General features: G+C 73.1%; 13 protein-coding genes. 7 read left to right on the plus strand and 6 right to left on the minus strand.

The genetic code is table 11. The features are described from left to right. Positions 1-8: 8 nt before the first annotated feature. Together OO63_RS32870 and OO63_RS32875 are read right to left on the minus strand one after the other, a co-directional pair. Positions 9-1,313, minus strand: a complete 1,305-nt coding sequence (locus OO63_RS32870; protein ID WP_030363492.1) for an N-acylneuraminate cytidylyltransferase — start codon at positions 1,311-1,313, stop codon at positions 9-11. A gap of 281 nt (positions 1,314-1,594) precedes the next feature. Beyond that, positions 1,595-2,947: a DUF6716 putative glycosyltransferase gene (locus tag OO63_RS32875; protein WP_030363034.1), complete on the minus strand. Its 1,353-nt coding sequence runs from the start codon at positions 2,945-2,947 to the stop codon at positions 1,595-1,597. 198 nt (positions 2,948-3,145) lie between these two features. On the opposite strand from OO63_RS32875, the gene OO63_RS32880 reads away from it, so the two are divergent. The 3 genes from OO63_RS32880 to OO63_RS32890 all read left to right on the plus strand — a co-directional run bounded on the left by OO63_RS32880 (position 3,146) and on the right by OO63_RS32890 (position 6,727). Next, positions 3,146-4,126 (plus strand): glycosyltransferase family 2 protein, encoded by a 981-nt coding sequence (locus tag OO63_RS32880; RefSeq protein ID WP_030363035.1) that lies wholly within the window; start codon positions 3,146-3,148, stop codon positions 4,124-4,126. Between the two features lie 83 nt (positions 4,127-4,209). Continuing rightward, positions 4,210-5,550 carry a polysialyltransferase family glycosyltransferase gene (locus OO63_RS32885; protein ID WP_030363036.1) on the plus strand — a complete coding sequence of 447 codons (1,341 nt, stop codon included), beginning with the start codon at positions 4,210-4,212 and terminating at the stop codon, positions 5,548-5,550. A 244-nt stretch (positions 5,551-5,794) separates the two neighbouring features. Then, positions 5,795-6,727 (plus strand): class I SAM-dependent methyltransferase, encoded by a 933-nt coding sequence (locus OO63_RS32890; protein ID WP_030363037.1) that lies wholly within the window; start codon positions 5,795-5,797, stop codon positions 6,725-6,727. Here the strand turns inward: OO63_RS32890 and OO63_RS32895 are convergent. After that, on the minus strand, positions 6,693-7,385 hold the full coding sequence (locus OO63_RS32895; protein WP_030363038.1) for a TetR/AcrR family transcriptional regulator C-terminal domain-containing protein: 693 nt from the start codon (positions 7,383-7,385) through the stop codon (positions 6,693-6,695). The genes OO63_RS32890 and OO63_RS32895 overlap by 35 nt on opposite strands. A 38-nt stretch (positions 7,386-7,423) precedes the next feature. Between OO63_RS32895 and OO63_RS32900 the strand changes: the two genes are divergently transcribed. The 3 genes from OO63_RS32900 (at position 7,424) to OO63_RS32910 (ending at position 10,458) form a co-directional block, all read left to right on the plus strand. After that, positions 7,424-8,947, plus strand: coding sequence for an FAD-dependent monooxygenase (locus tag OO63_RS32900; RefSeq protein WP_051811402.1), 1,524 nt, complete (start codon positions 7,424-7,426; stop codon positions 8,945-8,947). Beyond that, positions 8,944-9,444 carry a MarR family winged helix-turn-helix transcriptional regulator gene (locus OO63_RS32905; RefSeq protein WP_051811403.1) on the plus strand — a complete coding sequence of 167 codons (501 nt, stop codon included), beginning with the start codon at positions 8,944-8,946 and terminating at the stop codon, positions 9,442-9,444. The genes OO63_RS32900 and OO63_RS32905 overlap by 4 nt, the downstream gene beginning before the upstream one ends. Positions 9,445-9,519: 75 nt before the next feature. Continuing rightward, positions 9,520-10,458 carry a L,D-transpeptidase family protein gene (locus tag OO63_RS32910; RefSeq protein ID WP_030363041.1) on the plus strand — a complete coding sequence of 313 codons (939 nt, stop codon included), beginning with the start codon at positions 9,520-9,522 and terminating at the stop codon, positions 10,456-10,458. A gap of 342 nt (positions 10,459-10,800) precedes the next feature. Here OO63_RS32910 and OO63_RS32915 read toward each other — a convergent pair whose 3' ends face one another. From OO63_RS32915 to OO63_RS32925, 3 genes are all read right to left on the minus strand, one after another. Beyond that, on the minus strand, positions 10,801-12,009 hold the full coding sequence (locus OO63_RS32915; RefSeq protein WP_051811404.1) for a hypothetical protein: 1,209 nt from the start codon (positions 12,007-12,009) through the stop codon (positions 10,801-10,803). Further along, complete coding sequence (locus OO63_RS32920) at positions 12,009-12,680, minus strand: RNA polymerase sigma factor (RefSeq protein ID WP_030363043.1); 672 nt, start codon at positions 12,678-12,680, stop codon at positions 12,009-12,011. The genes OO63_RS32915 and OO63_RS32920 overlap by 1 nt, the downstream gene beginning before the upstream one ends. Before the next feature lie 328 nt (positions 12,681-13,008). After that, a complete protein-coding gene (locus tag OO63_RS32925) occupies positions 13,009-13,824 on the minus strand; it encodes a hypothetical protein (RefSeq protein WP_030363044.1) in 816 nt (271 codons plus the stop codon). 314 nt (positions 13,825-14,138) lie between these two features. On the opposite strand from OO63_RS32925, the gene OO63_RS32930 reads away from it, so the two are divergent. After that, on the plus strand, positions 14,139-15,578 hold the full coding sequence (locus OO63_RS32930; RefSeq protein WP_051811405.1) for an FG-GAP-like repeat-containing protein: 1,440 nt from the start codon (positions 14,139-14,141) through the stop codon (positions 15,576-15,578). Positions 15,579-15,594 lie beyond the last annotated feature (16 nt).

The following is a 15,594-nucleotide window of genomic DNA, read 5'->3' on the forward strand; positions in this document are numbered from 1 at the left end:
GACTTTCCTTAACTGTTGAGGGAGGGGCCGAGGATCCAGGCGGCGATCTCTCGGATCGCGCCGTCACCGCCGGGGACGGAGGTGACCGCGCGTGCGGCGCCGCGTACGACGTCGTGGGCGCTCGCGACCGCCACGGGCCAGCCGACGAGGCCGAAGCACGGGAGGTCATTGACGTCGTTGCCGACGTAGAGCACGCGCTCGGGAGCGATGCCCTGCTCCTCGCACCACTGCTTCAGTGCGAGGTCTTTGCGGTCGATGCCGTGCAGGACGGGGATCTTGAGCTTCCGTCCGCGGGCGGCGACGACCGGGTTCTGTTCCGTGGACAGGATCAGCATCGTCAGGCCCGACCTGCGCAGGGCGGCGATGCCGAGGCCGTCACCGCGGTGCACGGTGACGAACTCCCGTCCGTCGGAGTCGATCAGCACCCTGTCGTCGGTCTGGGTGCCGTCGAAGTCGAGTACGACCGCGTCGATGTCGTCGCGGGTCGGCAGGGCGCCGTCGCGGTCCGCGTCGAAGAGCGGGGCGAGGGCGCGGGCGCGGGCGAGGTCGTGCGGGTCGTCGATCTCCAGGACCCGCGCGGGGTCGGTGCGGACGAGTTCCGTGTGCCCGAAGAAGCGGTGCTTGTGGGTACGGAAGCCGGTGGCGGCCATGCCGTAGACCGCGCCGGTCTCCAGGAGGTCCTGGGGGCGGTCCTGGCGGCGGGGGCGGAAGGACTTGTCGTGGTTGACGCCGTAGCCGCCGGAGGTGGTGGTGTCGGTGACGACGGTGGTCGTCCCGCCCTCGGCCGCGGTGCGCTCGCCCTCGATGGCGGGCGGCTCGTCACTGGCGTCGCGCCACACGAAGCCGTGGAACGGGGCGACGGTGTGCGCGGTGTCGGCGCCGCCCCGGGTGATCGCGCCGACCACGCCGTCGACGTCCTCGCGGACGATGAAGGGGCTGGTGCACTGCACGAGCAGGACCACGTCGACCGTGACGCCGTGCCGCTGCTCGTAGCCGTCCATGGCGTGCAGGACCGCGGCCTCGCTGGTCGCGGTGTCCCCGGCGATGGCGGCGGGGCGCAGCACGACCTCGGCCCCGGCGGCGCGCGCCGTCTCGGCGATCACCGTGTCGTCGGTGGACACGACGACGTCGGTGACCAGCGGCGAGGCCACGCAGGCGCGGATGGCGCGGGCCACCAGCGGGACGCCGCCGACCGGCGCGAGGTTCTTGGCGGGCACGCCCTTGGAGCCGCCCCGCGCGGGGATGACGGCGAGGACGCGGCGCACCGGTTCGCCCTCCGGGTGGGACGGGCCCGCTGGGTGGGGCTTGGACATGGAGGCTCCTTCAGGGATGCCTGGTGGGGGGCTGGTCGGGGCGGCGGGCCGGGGGAAGGGGGTGGGTTCCGGGGTGGACCGCGTGGGGGCGGTCGGCCCGGGCCGGGCGGGTGTCTGGGGCGGGATCTCGGCGGCTTCGGCCGGGTGCGGTGTGATCGCGGCGCCCTCGACCCGGTCCGCCACGACCCCGGCGCCCTCGACCCGGTCCGCCACGACCCCAGCGCCCTCGGAGCTCGCCGTCCCCGCCGCGCTCACAGGTCGCCCGCCGGCCTCCGGCCCCTTCACAGCTCCCCCATCCGCCGGATCACCGGCGCCACCCGCTGCACGCCGTGCCGGTACGCCCCGCGCGCGGCGCTGCGGACGGCCTGGCGGACCGGGCCGGGGTCGCGGTCGGCGGCGGGGGCGCCGGGGAGCGGGGTGGCGTCGGGGCCGAGGTGGTGGCGGGCCAGGATGCCGGGGAGGTAGCCGGGGGCGGTGACCTGCGTGTAGTACGGCTGGATCGGCGGGAGCGAGCCGTCGCGGGAGCGGGCGGTCAGCTTCGCCACCCGCTCGCGGGCCGCGTCGAACGCCGTCTCGTACGCCCCGTCGGCGGCGACGCCCTGGCGCGCGACCCAGTCGGGGTCGGGCTCGGGGCTCTGGCCTGCGTCGAGCTGGTCCCAGGAGGCGAGGCAGCCGGAGCCGATGAAGGCGTGGTTGCCGAGCGCCTCGCGGACGCCGAGGTCGGTGAGGACGGCCGTCGGGATGCGGCGGTGCAGCGCTTCGAGGGCGGCGGTGGAGCTGACGGTGACGAGCAGGTCGGTGCGGTCGAGGACCTCGCCCATGTGCCCGTAGACGAGGCGGAAGTTGGCGGGCTGCTCCTCGCCGCGGACCAGCTTCTGGTACGGCAGCTCCTCGATGTGCGTGGTGTGCTCGCCGGGCTTGCTGCGCAGCTTGAGCAGGACCTCGCGCTCGGGGTGGCGGCGGGCGTGCTGGATGAGGCGGGACAGCAGGTAGGCCCGGTCGGCCCGCTTCTCCGGCACGGAGGGCTGGGCGGCGAAGACGACGGTGTAGGGGTCGCGGGGCGCGTACGGCTCGCCGCCGAGGAACGGCAGCGCGGCCTCCACGACGCCCGACGCGTCGGCGCCCACGCCCTCGTACACCGCGCGGAAACGCTCCGCGTCCTGGCGGGAGTTGGCGAGGACGACGTCCGCGCCGTGCCGCAGGAGGAGTCCGTCGGCCAGCTTCTCGTAGACGACGCCGACGTAGCCGGTGACGACGACGGGGCGGCGGGCCGCACCGGCGAAGACGCGGGCGAGGCCGTGCAGGACGGCCTGGACGGCGCCGCCGACGAGGGCGAGGACGATGACGTCGGGGGCTTCGGGCGCCTCCTCGTCCCGGCCGGACGCCACCGCGTTCAGGAACTCGATGGCGGTGACCTCGCGCATGCTGTCCGCGCGCACCCCGACCTCTTCGAGCTGGCGGGGGGTGGGGGTGGCCCGGCCGCGGAGCAGATAACCGTCGAGGCGGAGGTCCGGTGCGGCCTCTTCGCCCTCGGCGGCTCCCGTGAGGCGCTTCGCGGTGAGCGAGCCCCATTTCCACCGGGTGTCGGAGTCGGCGAGCACGGCGACCCGCGTCGTCTTGTTGCTTACTGGCACAACGAGGACGCTAGGAAGGCATTCCGATTGATGGCCCAACTCAGGTGCAACAAACGGTTAACAGCATGCCGACGAATGGCGAAGGGGGCTGGCAAACGTGTGACGGGACGCCCGGTTAACCATTCCGCCACGCTTCGTTCACCTGACATCCCACTGCGGGACAAGACGAATGCCGGGCCGACACCTAACGTCTCGCACGTGGTTAAGCTCTCCGTCATCGTGCCGTTCTACAACGTGCAGCAATACGCGCCCGACACCTTGAAGTCCCTGCACGCGAACGTGCGCGAAGACTTCGAATTCATTTTCGTCGACGACTGTTCGACGGACGAAACCCCGGACGTGCTCGAGCGTGCCGCGCGCGAGCTGCCCGGCGCCGTCCACCTCAGACATGAACAGAACGGGGGCCTGGCCACGGCCCGCAACACGGGTCTGGACGCGGCCCGCGGCGAGTACATCACCTTCCTCGACGGCGACGACTGGCTCGCGCCCGGATACTACGAGCAACTGCTCGGCGCGATCGAGGAGTTGGGCTGCGACTTCGTCCGCACCGACCATGTGCAGTGCACGGCGCGCGCCCGCAGCGTGCACCGGGTGCCGCACGGCCTGCGCGGCGTGGTGATGTCGCCGCGCGACGTGATCCTGCCCGCCGACCGCTCCACGTCCGTGGACTACGCCTTCGCCTGGGCCGGGATGTACCACCGCCGCCTGCTCGACCAGGGCCTGCTGCACTTCACGCACGGGCTGCGCACGGCCGAGGACCGGCCGTGGATCTGGCGGCTGCACCGGGAGGCGAAGTCGTTCGCCGCGGTGGGGCTGCTCGGCGTCTTCTACCGGCGCGGGGTCGCCTCGTCGCTCACGCAGATCGGCGACGTCCGCCAGCTCGACTTCATCAAGGCGTTCGACCAGGTGGTGCGGGAGACGGCCGAGGACCGTGACGCGGACGTCCTGCTGCCGAAGGCCGTGCGCACGTACTGCGCGATCATCTCCCACCACCTGGGATCCATCGAAAGGTTCGAGCCGGCCGTGGCCCGGAAACTGAAGTCGCTGAGCGCCGCCGCGCTCAAGCGCATGCCGCAGGGCGTCCTCGACGAGGCCCTGGACTCCATGGACGTGCAGCGCGCGACCCGGCTGCGCCGACTGCGCCGCCGCGCCGTCGGCGCCGGGGAGGTGGCCGCGTGAGCCCCGCAGGCCAGGCCGTTCCCGACCCGCACGCCGCCGCCCTCGCCGCCGCGCGCCCCGACGCCCGCCGCCGCACCACGCAGATCTTCTTCGCGTCCACGCTGTACGGCGTCGCCACCCTGGCCGCCGCCCTGGACGCCGACCGCTTCGGCCCGGCCGACCGGCGCGTCCTGCTGATCGCCAACAACGCGGCGACCCCGGAGACCACGCCGTCCGTCGACACGATGCCCGGCTTCGAGCGGCTGCGCGGCCGCTTCGACGACGTGCTCTCGTGGAACGAGGCCATCTCGCCCTTCCACCCGGGCAGTTGGTCCCCGCGCGGCGACGACCTGCCGCTGTGGCAGCGCTATCTGCGGCTCGCCTGGAACCTCGGCGACGACAACGTCGAGCTGGCCGTGGAGTCCATCCAGGTCAACCCGGCGCTCGCGCTGACGCAGATCTTCACGGGCGCGCCCGTGGACGTCTACGCCGACGGCCTGATGAGCTACGGCCCCACCCGCAACAAGATCGACCCGCTGGTCGGCACCCGGGTGCGACGGCTGCTCCACCTCGACCTGGTGCCCGGCCTGAAACCGCTCCTGCTCACCGAGTTCGGCGTCGAGCCCGAGCTCGTACCGACCGACACCTTCCTGAAGGTCCTCGGCGAACTCGCCGACAGCGAGGCCGATTCGGGCGCCCTGGACGCGCTCGCGCGGACCGGTGAACCGGCGCTGCTGCTCGGCCAGTACCTCTCCGCCCTGAACATCCTTAACCCCGACGAGGAAGAGGACCTGCACGCGCGGATGCTGCGCGGGGCGGCGGCGCTCGGGCACACCCGGGTGGTGTTCAAGCCCCATCCGACGGCGCCCGCGCGCTGGTCGCGGCAGCTGGAGCAGGAGGCCGAGCGGCTCGGCGTGGAGCTGACCGTCCTGGACACGCCGGTGCTCGCCGAGGTGCTCTACCAGCGGCTGCGGCCCGGCCTCGTCGTCGGCTGCTTCTCCACGGCGCTGCTCACCGCCTCCGCGTTCTACGACCTGCCGGTGGCCCGCATCGGCACGGAGACGCTCCTGGAGCGCCTGAAGCCGTACGAGAACAGCAACCGCATCCCGGTCACGCTGGTCGACGCGCTGCTGCCCGAGCTCGGCGACCGCGAGGCCGTCTCCGGGCGGCGCAAGGAGCCGGACGTGGCAGCGCTGAGCGGTCTGGTGCGTGCGGTGGGCTTCGCCATGCAGCCCAAGATCTACCCGAGCCTGCGCCCGGCCACGGAGCGCTATCTCGCGGCGCAGCTGAACGAGCGCACCTGGCGGTACTTCAAGAAGCGCAGGCTGACCGCGCTCGCGCTGCCCGGCGGGATCCCGGTGCAGCTCGCGTTCATCCCGCGCAACGCGGCGGTGCGGAAGGTGGCGCGGCGGGCCCGGTCGATCAAGCGGGCGGCGCTGGGCTGAGCAGGGGCGTTCCGCCGGGGTTTCCGGGGTGCGGGGCATCGGCGTGCCGCGCACCCCGGCTGCGGGTAAGGTGAAAATCCGCTCGCGTTCACGGGGAATTCATCTTCCCGGGCCTTCTCGGCCGTTCCGCGCAAGTTCTGCGGATGTCCAAAAGCAGCATTGCGGCACGCGCCTTGACCGCTTCCGGGGTATCCCCTAGTTTCCCGGGAAGCTTGCGTCCGCAACAAGAGAGTGGTTTTCCCTCATGCCTGCTGCGCACGACATATCCACGCCGCCGCAAGAGCTCAGTGACGTTCCCGGCTGGTTCCCGAATCTTGATCAAATGCTGTTCGACTGGCTGCTGACCCGGCAGGAGAGCCGGGGAGTTCGGGGCGATCTCCTGGAGATCGGCGTCTATATGGGCAAGAGTGCGATTTTCCTCGGCCATCATCTGGTCGACGGCGAGGGCTACACGGTCTGTGACCTCTTCGAGGACGAGGCACCGGACGGCGCCAACAAGGCGGAGTCCGACAAGTCCTACCCGACGCTGACCAAGCAGGCCTTCGAGCGGAACTACCTGTCGTTCCACGACGCCTTGCCGCGCGTCCTGCGCGGGCCGAGCTCGGTGGTGCCGGACGAGGTCACGCCGAAGTCCTGCCGGTTCGTGCACGTCGACGCCTCGCACCTGTACGAGCACGTGCAGGGCGACATCGGCGCGGCCAGGGACACGCTGCTGCCCGAGGGCATCGTGGTCCTGGACGACTTCCGCTCCGAGCACACGCCGGGCGTGTCCATCGCGGCCTGGGAGGCGGTGCTCAACCGCGGCCTGAAGCCGATCTGCCTGAGCACGCAGAAGCTGTACGGCACCTGGGACGAGCCGGGGCCCGTGCAGGAGGAACTGCTCGACATGGTGCGGCGGCGGGACGACTGCCATCTGAGCGTGCAGGAGGCCGCCGGGCACCGGATCATCCGGGTCAAGTCCAAGAAGGGCATGCGGGCCCCGGAGTTCCCGCCCTCACGGCACTACCGCACCCACGCGGCCACCCGGCCCGGCGCCCAGGAGCCCGGCCCCCGCGCCGCCGCCCCGGCCCCCGCGTCCGGCGCCCGCCGCCCCGCCGCCGCCCGCGCCCGCCGCCTCGCCGCCGACCTGCTCCCGCCGGTCGTCACACGGGCCGTGCGCCGGGGCCGAGCAGGGTGACGCCGACCCCGGCCACCACCGCCGCGAGGCCCGCCTCGAAGCCGTCCTCGTAGCCCCGGAACATCTCCTCGCCCGCGGCCGCCGCCAGCGGGTAGTCCTTCAGACGCTCGGCGCGCGCGACCAGGTCGTACCCTTCGCCGTCGGCGCCCGCCGCACCCGCAGCGCCCTCTGCGCCCGCCGCACCCGGGCGCGGCCCTGAGGCCTGCTCCTCGATGACGTACCCGATGGTGTAGCTCATCGCGGTCATCAGGGCGCGGGCCGCCGCGCCCGTGGTGAAGCCCGCCTCGGTGAGGCGGCGCAGCTGGGCCTCCACGGGGGCCGCGTACGACGTGTCCGTGAAGTACGTGCCGCTGTAGACCTTCGCGCCGTCGCGGTAGTGCAGCAGCATGCGGCGCAGGGCGCGCATCGCCGTCGTGACGGAGGTCTGCCAGTCGGCGTCCGGCGTGCCCGCGAGGTCGGCCGCCGCGCCGCGCACCATCTCCGTCGCCATCTCGTCGAGCAGCGCCTGCTTGTCCTTGAAGTGCCAGTACAGAGCCGGTGCCTTGACGTCCAGCTCCTTGGCGATGGCGCGCAGGGTCAGGCCGTCGAGCCCGGTCTCGTTCAGGAGGTCGAGCGCGACGCGCGCCACCCGCCGCCGGTCCAGTCGTGTCGTAGCCACCTTGACAACTTAACACCGTTAAGCGCACTCTCGGGGGCATGACACTTAACAGCGTTAAGGCAATCACCTCAAACCACCCGGATGCGGTGACGACGACCGAGGTCCTCGTCGTCGGCGCCGGGCCCACCGGCCTGTCCCTCGCCGTCGACCTGGCGCGCCGGGGCGTGCGCGCCCTCGTCGTGGAGCGGTCCGCGGGCCTCTTCCCCGGTTCGCGCGGCAAGGGCGTCCAGCCCCGCACGCTGGAGGTCTTCGACGACCTCGGGGTGGTGGGGGCGATCCTGGCGGCGGGCGGGGCGCCGCCGGTCGGCATGGTGTGGCGGGGCGGCGAGCGGCAGGGCGAGTACCGCATGTTCGACGAGCAGGAGCCGACGGACGCGGCGCCGTACACGGGCCCGGTGCTCGTGCCGCAGTGGCGCACGCAGGAGATCCTGTACGCGCGCCTGACGGAGCTGGGCGGGTCGGTCGCGTTCGGCACGGAGGTCACCGGGATCGCGCAGGACGCGGACGGGGTCACGGCACACCTGGCGGGCGGCGGCACGGTCCGCGCGGCGTACGCGGTCGCTGCGGACGGCGGCCGCTCCGCCGTGCGCCGCGCGCTCGGCATCGGAATGACCGGAGAGACCGTCGACCCGCAGCCGATGCTGGTCGCCGACATCCGCATAGCCGACGGCGCGCTCGACCGGGACAACTGGCACATGTTCCCGCCGGCCGGCGCCCACCCGTCCGAAGGCGCCGCGGGCAGCGGCGACTTCGCGGCGATCTGCCCGCTGCCGGGGATCCCGGACTTCCAGCTGGTCGCCCGGTTCACGGGCGGCGCCGAGCCCGACCTCTCCCCCGACGGCGTACGCGAAGCGGTGGCCGCGCGCACCCACCTCACCGCCGCCGACGTCACCGAGGTCCGCTGGGCCTCCGACTTCCGGCCGCGCGCCGCGCTCGCGGACGCCTTCCGCGCGGGCCGCGTGTTCCTCGCGGGCGACGCGGCGCACGTGCACTCCCCCGCGGGCGGCCAGGGCCTGAACACCAGCGTGCAGGACGCCTACAACCTGGGCTGGAAGCTGGGTGCGGTGCTGCGGCTCGGGGCGGACGCGGGGCTGCTCGACACGTACGAGGAGGAGCGGCGGGCGAACGCCGCGCGGATGCTCGACCTGTCCACGCGCATCCACCACGGCACCGGCAGGCGCGGCGCGGCCACCCGCCAACTCGGCCTGGGCTACCGGGAATCCTCCCTCTCCCTGGACACGTCGACGACCACCTCGGACACCGCGCCCCGGGCGGGCGACCGCGCCCCGGACGCCCCGCTGGGCGGCACCCGAGGCGGCCGCCTCTTCGACGCCTTCCGCGGCCCGCACTTCACGCTGCTCGCGGTGGCCACTGACACCGAACTCCCGTACCTGAAGCCCGACTTGGTCCACTTGCACCGCATGGCCGAGTGCGCCCCGTACGGAACGGGGCTGCACCTGATCCGCCCGGACGGATACATCGCCTGGACGGGCCAGGACGAGCCCGGCCTCAGGAAGTATTTGACCTCAACTAAACTTGAGGTCCTAAGTTCGGGGACATGACGAACACGAACGCGAACGCGAAGATCCCTTTCACCCCGTCCCACAGCGACACCGAGCTGGTCAACCAGCCGATCGGCTACTGGAGTTCGGCGGCGGGCAAGGCCGTCGTCCACCACATCCGCACGATGCTCGCCGAGAACGGCCTCACCCAGCCGCAGTGGTGGATCCTGAACCAGGTCGTCGGCCACGAGAACGGCCGCGACCGCAGAGAGGTCGTCCAAGTCCTGCGCGGCTACCTGGAGTTCGGCGAAGGGCCGCTGGAGCACGACATCGACTCCCTGATCGGCCGGGCGCTGCTCACCCAGGACCCGGACATCGCAAACGCCCCGCTGCGCATCACGGAGGCGGGCACGGAGCTGCAGAAGCGGGTCGCGGCGCTGCAGGGACGGACCCGCGCGGAGATCCACGAGGGCATCGACGACGCGGACTACGTACGCGCCCTGAAGGTCCTCCAGCGCATGATCCACAACGTGGACGGGCAGGCCTGGCACCACTGACGCAGGCTTCCCAAGCATTCGCTCATGGGAAACACTTCGGGGTGTGTTGTCCGGTGGAGCGGTGTGGGGGATGCGATGAGCAGGGACGCGACAGCCAGGGGACGCGCGGCGGCGGGGGCCGTCGTCGCGCTGGCCCTGGCGTGCGGGTGCACGGCGCAGGCGGTGGAGACGACGAGCAAGGACAAGAAGTCGCCAGCCACCCGCCCGTCTTCGGCCAACTCCTCGCCCACGCCGAGCGAATCACCCCTGAAGAAGATGAAGTCCCCTGTGTCCCGCGCGGAGTTGCCGCAGTCGAGGACCCCGGACGTGCCGTCGACACCGTCCACGCCGCCGCCCCGGCCGCGCACCAGCACGCCGCCGCCACCGGCCCCGCCGGAGCCGGGCCCCGTCGTCCTGGCGCGCGGCCAGGACGGCAGGAAGGTGCGTGAACTCCAGGCACGGCTGCGGCAGATCGGCTGGTTCGGGCAGAACCCGACGGGGACGTACGGCCCGGTCACGGCGACCGCCGTCGAGGGCTTCCAGGGCAAGCGCGGCCTGCTGCGGACCGGCGCGACCGACACCCGTACCTGGGACCGGCTGCTCGCCATGACGCGCGAGCCGACGAAGGCCGAGCTGTACCCCGACGGCGGCATGCCCCCCGCCAAGCCGGACCGGCGCTGTCTGACCGGCCGGGTCATGTGCATCAGCAAGGAGAGCCGCACGCTGACCTGGATGGTCGACGGCAAGGCCGTGACGACGGTCGACGTCCGCTTCGGCTCGGAGTACACGCCGACGCGCGAGGGCGAGTTCCAGGTGTTCTGGAAGAACCGCGACCACGTCTCGACGCTGTACGACACCCCCATGCCGTACGCCATGTTCTTCAGCGGCGGCCAGGCCGTGCACTACTCGTCCGACTTCGCAGCCAGGGGCTACAACGGCGCGTCCCACGGCTGCGTGAACGTACGCGACAAGAAGGGCATAGCAAAGCTCTTCAAGCAGGTCAGGACGGGCGACAGGGTGGTCATCTACAAGTGACCTGCAAGGGTGCCCGAGATCTTGCCCCCAGAACAACCGCAACCACCCATTGAGCAACCCCAACGGCGATCAATTTGGTCCGCGAGAGCGGCGCCGGCTTAGGCGCAAGAAGATGCCCGCGAGAGCGGCGCCGGCTTAGGCGCAAAGAACAGCGCGGGCGGGATCGGGGGAACGTATCCCGCCCGCGCCAGTGGCACTGAGCCGTAGGTACGGGGGGAACCCCGGCTCGTGCGCAGCCGATGACCAGTCGGCTCACTACTTACTGCGCCGTCGATTCGGAAAACGTCACACCCTGGGGGTGCGGCCTGGATCACACTTTCGTGGCGGGTGCACGGAGTGCGGTCAGCGGACCGGCAGGGCGCTGTACGAGGCCGAGGGGCGCGGCAGCGGGGCGGGCAGCATGACGGGCGGGGCGTGGCCGCCGGAGCCGCCGCCGCTGTGGCCGTCGCCGGGGCCGTGGTCGCCGCCTCCGTTGTGCCCGTCGCCGTCTCCGTCGCCCTGGCCGCCGCCTTGGCCGTCGTCGCCCTTGCCGCCGCCCTTGTTGCCGTTGAGGACGCGCTCGCAGAACCGCTGGACGCGTTCGGCGCCGCGCGCTGCCTCTTCCAGGCGGCGGCGCTTGTCGCCCTGGAGCGCGCCGCTGCGGTAGTCGCGGCAGGCGGAGATCACGCGCTTGCGCCACTTCCTGGCGTCGCCGCGCTGCTCGCCCTCGCCCGCGCCGGGGCCGGGGCCCTTGTCCGGCTTCTCGGCTTCGTCCTTGTCGCCGTCGGTGCCCGCGGTCTGGCCGGGGGACTTGGTGTCCTCGGGCGGCGTGCTGGTCTCGGGGCGCCGGGACGGGTCGTCCTCGGGGGCGGAGCTGACGTCGTCGGGTACCTCGTCGGGCGGGTCGACGGCGTCGTCGGAGGGTGTGCTGAGCGGCTGCTCCGGCGTCTGCACCGGGGACGCGCTGGTCGCGGGCCCCTGCTCGCTCCGTGTGAACGGCGAGGGGATCACCCCGGTCCCGGCCGCGACGGCGACTCCGCCGGCCATGCAGGCGGCGAGCGCGGCGGCGACGCCGAGGCGGACGGGCCGCGCCCAGCGGGTGGGGCGGGGGGCGGTGCGGCCGATGCGGACGGCCTGGTCGGCCGGGTCGGTACGGCCGGTCCGGCCGGGGGGAGTGGCCAGGGCGGTGGGTGCGCCGGGGGCGCGGGTCTCGCCGAACGTGCCGGGGTCGGCCGGGGCCACGGGGCTGATGTTGGTCGGGGCACCGCCGGGCGCGCCGGACGTACCGGGCCCACTGGGTGCACCCGCCCCAGCAACCCCACCAGCCCCCCGAGCAGCCCGGAACGCCGCCAGCGCCCCTGCCTCACCCGGCAGTTCGGCCTGCACGGCGGGGGTGGACGCGGGAGCGGCTTCGGCGGGGGTCGGCGGGGTGGGCGCGCGGAGGGCGATCAAGGCCTCGGTGAGGCGTTCCGCCTGTTCGCGCTCGTGATCGCCGATGCCGTCGAGCCGCTCGCCGCGGAGCAATCGCTCCGCCGCATCGCGGTCCAGCCACTGGTACTGCTCGTCGGCCATCACATGTCCTTCTGCGTCCGCGTACGCGAATGCGTCACACACGGGGACGGTGGCACCGCACGTCCGTGCGGGTCAGGCTGCGGGGGTACGGCGCCGAGTCCGCGCCCCTGGGCGGGGTCGTCGGCGCCCATCAGCTCGGCGAGGCGCTTGAGGCCGCGGTGGGCGGCGGTGCGGACCGCGCCGGGCCGTTTGCCCAGCGTCTCGGCGGCGCTCTTGGCGTCGAGGCCGACCACGACCCGCAGCACGACGGCCTCCGCCTGGTCCTGCGGGAGCTGGGCTATGAGGGCGAGCGCGGCGCCGGTGGAGAGGGACTCGATGGCCTCCCCCGCGGTGTCGGCCTCGCCGGGCTTGCCGGTCAGCTCCGTCTCGTCGCCGCCGATGGCGGGGCGGCGGCCGCGCATCCGGATGTGGTCGAGGGCGCGGTTGCGGGCGATGCGCGCGGCCCAGCCGCGGAAGCGGTCCGCGTCGCCGCTGAACCGGTCGAGGTCGCGGGCGATCTGGAGCCACGCCTCGGACGCGACGTCCTCCGCGTCGAGGTCGCCGACGAGCGTACGTACGTAGCCGAGCAGCCGCGGGTGCACGGAGCGGTACACAGTACGGAACGCGGTCTCGTCCCCGTTCTGTGCCGCAAGCACGGCGGCGGTCAGCTCGGCGTCGTCCTCCCCCTGCACTGCGTGCCCCTCTGCGCCTGGTCAGGCGCCGCTCTCACGGGTCTGTCTTCTCGCGGTCGTGCGCCGCTGCACCGCTCGCGGTGGGTCCGGTCGGCGGTCGCGTCGATGGGTCGCAACGCGGCGCGAACCTGCACGCTACGGCGTGAAACCGGTGCGCGTCCATGTTTGTACAACATGCAACTAGCGGGTGACGCATCGCGGTGTGACAGAAAACGCACCCGGGACGCAGAAGGGAGTACGGACCGCCACGCGGTTCGTGGCGTGTGACGGCCGGGGCCTCTCCTGTGGGGGGTGGCGGCCCCGGCCGCTCACTCGCCGACAGCGCGGCTCAGACCTCGAAGAGGTCGGCCCCCGCGGGGCCCCCGAACTCGCTCGCGTCGACGACCTCGGCCGCGGGCGGCGTCGCCACCTCGAACGGCTCGTTGTAGTCGGACAGCCTCAGGACCCGGCGCTCGCCGTTCTTCTCGGATTCGTAGGCCGTGATGCGGTGGCGGCCCTCGGCCGCGACGTACAGGGCGTTCGCGTCGCCGCGCTCCACGTCGACGACCGGGATGACGTGCCGGCCGTGGCGGAACGTCGGCTCCTCGGCCCGGACGGTTCCGTTCAGGTTCTCGCCGAGCCCGTCCATCGCCCGCGACAGACCGCCCAGGTCGCACATTCCCTTGCCGAAGGCGGCGTTGTCCTTCGGCATCCGCAGGTACTTGCCGCGGACCAGCGCGACCCGCTGCCTGATGCCCGCGGCGACGCCCGGGTCCTCCGCCTCGGCCTCGGCGAGCAGGCCGTCGAGGGAGGACTCGCTGAACCGTATGTGCGTGGCGCCGCCCTTGACCACGAGCAGCTCGCCGCGCTGCCCCTGGCCGCCGTCGAACGTGCCCGTGCAGTTGTCGTGCCGGTCCAGGCGCAGCGAGACCTCGATGCGCTGGGCCGTGCCCGCGGTCGCCGAGCCCTTGGTGATCGCGGCGTTCAGGCGCAGCGACCGTGCCGACTTGAGCAGCCGCATGCCCTCCGTCGCGAGCTCCGTGCCGCGCGCCTGGTCCGGCGGCAGCTGCTGCTTAAAGGTCCCGTTCAGCCGCACCGGCTTGTCGTCGGTGCCGCAGGCCGTCAGCGTGGCCGCCGTCGCGGCGGCCACGAGCACGGCGGCCACACCCCGGGACCGGCTCCGGCGCCCGCCGCCCCGCGTCCCGTGCCCCGCCCTCAGCCCCACAGTGCCCACCCGCCCCGCCGACCTTCCCGTTCCCGAACCCGCACCGGCGCTCGCGTGTTCGCGTACGCCTTCTCACGCTTTTCTCATGCAACTCGTCCCATGAACCCTGCGTGGCCGTCCGCCCGGTTGTCACACCAGCGCGATGAGGGAAAGGTCACGCGACATTTCGCCCCGCCCTGTACAACCCTTCCGTTCTCCGGGCAGTCGTATGAACTCGCTGATTCACCAGGAGCTCACCAGAGGGGTTGGGGCATTTGAGCCTGCGAAAGGCGCACCGCGGGGCGTGGCTGGCCGTCGGGGCGGTCGTGCTCGGCGGCACCGGAGTCATGGCGGGCACGGGAGCGGCGGCGTACGCGGCCGACGCGACGCCCGCCGCGCCCACGGCCGACTTCGACCGCGACGGCACCGCGGACCTCGTCGTGGCCACGCCGCGCGCGTCCGGTGCGAAGGGGTCGGTGACCGTCGTGCCGGGCGGCACGGGCGGTCCGGCGGCGGGGAAGAAGAAGACGCTCACGCAGTCCAGCACGGGCGTGCCGGGCGTGAGCGAGTCCGGCGACGAGTGGGGCGCGGCCACGGCCTGGGGTGACATCGACGGCGACGGCAACGCGGACCTCGTGATCGGTGCGCCGGGCGAGGACGACACGTCGGGCCACAAGGACCGCGGCGCCGTGACGATGCTGTTCGGCCCGAAGTTCACGTCCGGCACGGACATGCAGCTGTCCGAGGACTTCGCCTACGGCGGCGCCCGGTTCGGCTCGGCGGTCGCCGTCGGCGACTTCGACGCCGACGGCAAGGCGGACGTGTTCGCCGCGGCCACGGGCACGGGCGGCAGCTGGTCGGCGCGGTTCGCGGCGGGCCGCGAGACGGCGGGCACCGTCACGTCCGGCGACCGGGCCATCGCGTACGCGGACGCCGCTTCCGGCGACTTCAACGGCGACAAGTACGCCGACGTGGCGCTCACCTACCGCGACGCGGCCGGGAAGGGGAAGGTCGTCTGGTTCAAGGGCACCCGCTCCGGCCTGAGCCGCGTGAGCACGCTGACGGCCAAGGGCGGCCGCTCGGTCGCGGCGGGCGACGTGACCGGTGACGGCCGCGACGACCTGGTCATCGGCCAGCCGTACACCTCGGAGTCCGGCGCGCACGCGGGCGGCCAGGTGACGGTGGTGCCGGGGACGTCGTCGGGCCTGTCCTCGGCCGGGGCGACCACGGTCCACCAGGCGAGCCCCGGCGTGGTCGGCGCGGCCGAGGCGGGCGACGCGCTCGGCTGGTCGGTGGCGGTGGGCGACGTCGACAAGGACGGGCACGCGGACGTGCTCGCGGGCGCCCCCGGCGAGGACATCACGCGCGCGGACAAGCCCCGTACGGACGCCGGAACGTCACTGCTCTTCAAGGGCACCGCCTCCGGCCTGACCGGCACGGGCGCGCTCGCCGTCAGCCAGGACGAGCCCGACGTGCCCGGCTCCACCGAGTCCGGCGACCGGCTCGGCTCGGCCGTCTCGCTGGCCGACTTCGACGGCGACGGCCGCGCGGACCTCGCGATCGGCGCGGACGGCGAGGACGAAGGCACCGGTACGGTCCTGCAGTTGGACACCGACGCCTCGGGGGCGCCCGTGCTCAGGAGCGGGGTCTACTACGGGCGGACACAGCTCGCCGCGCCTGCGCGGGCGCACCTGGGCGAGTCCCTGACGCCCTGACGCCCTGACGCCCCGG

The organism is Streptomyces alboflavus (assembly GCF_000716675.1).
Taxonomy (GTDB): Bacteria; Actinomycetota; Actinomycetes; order Streptomycetales; family Streptomycetaceae; genus Streptomyces; species Streptomyces alboflavus.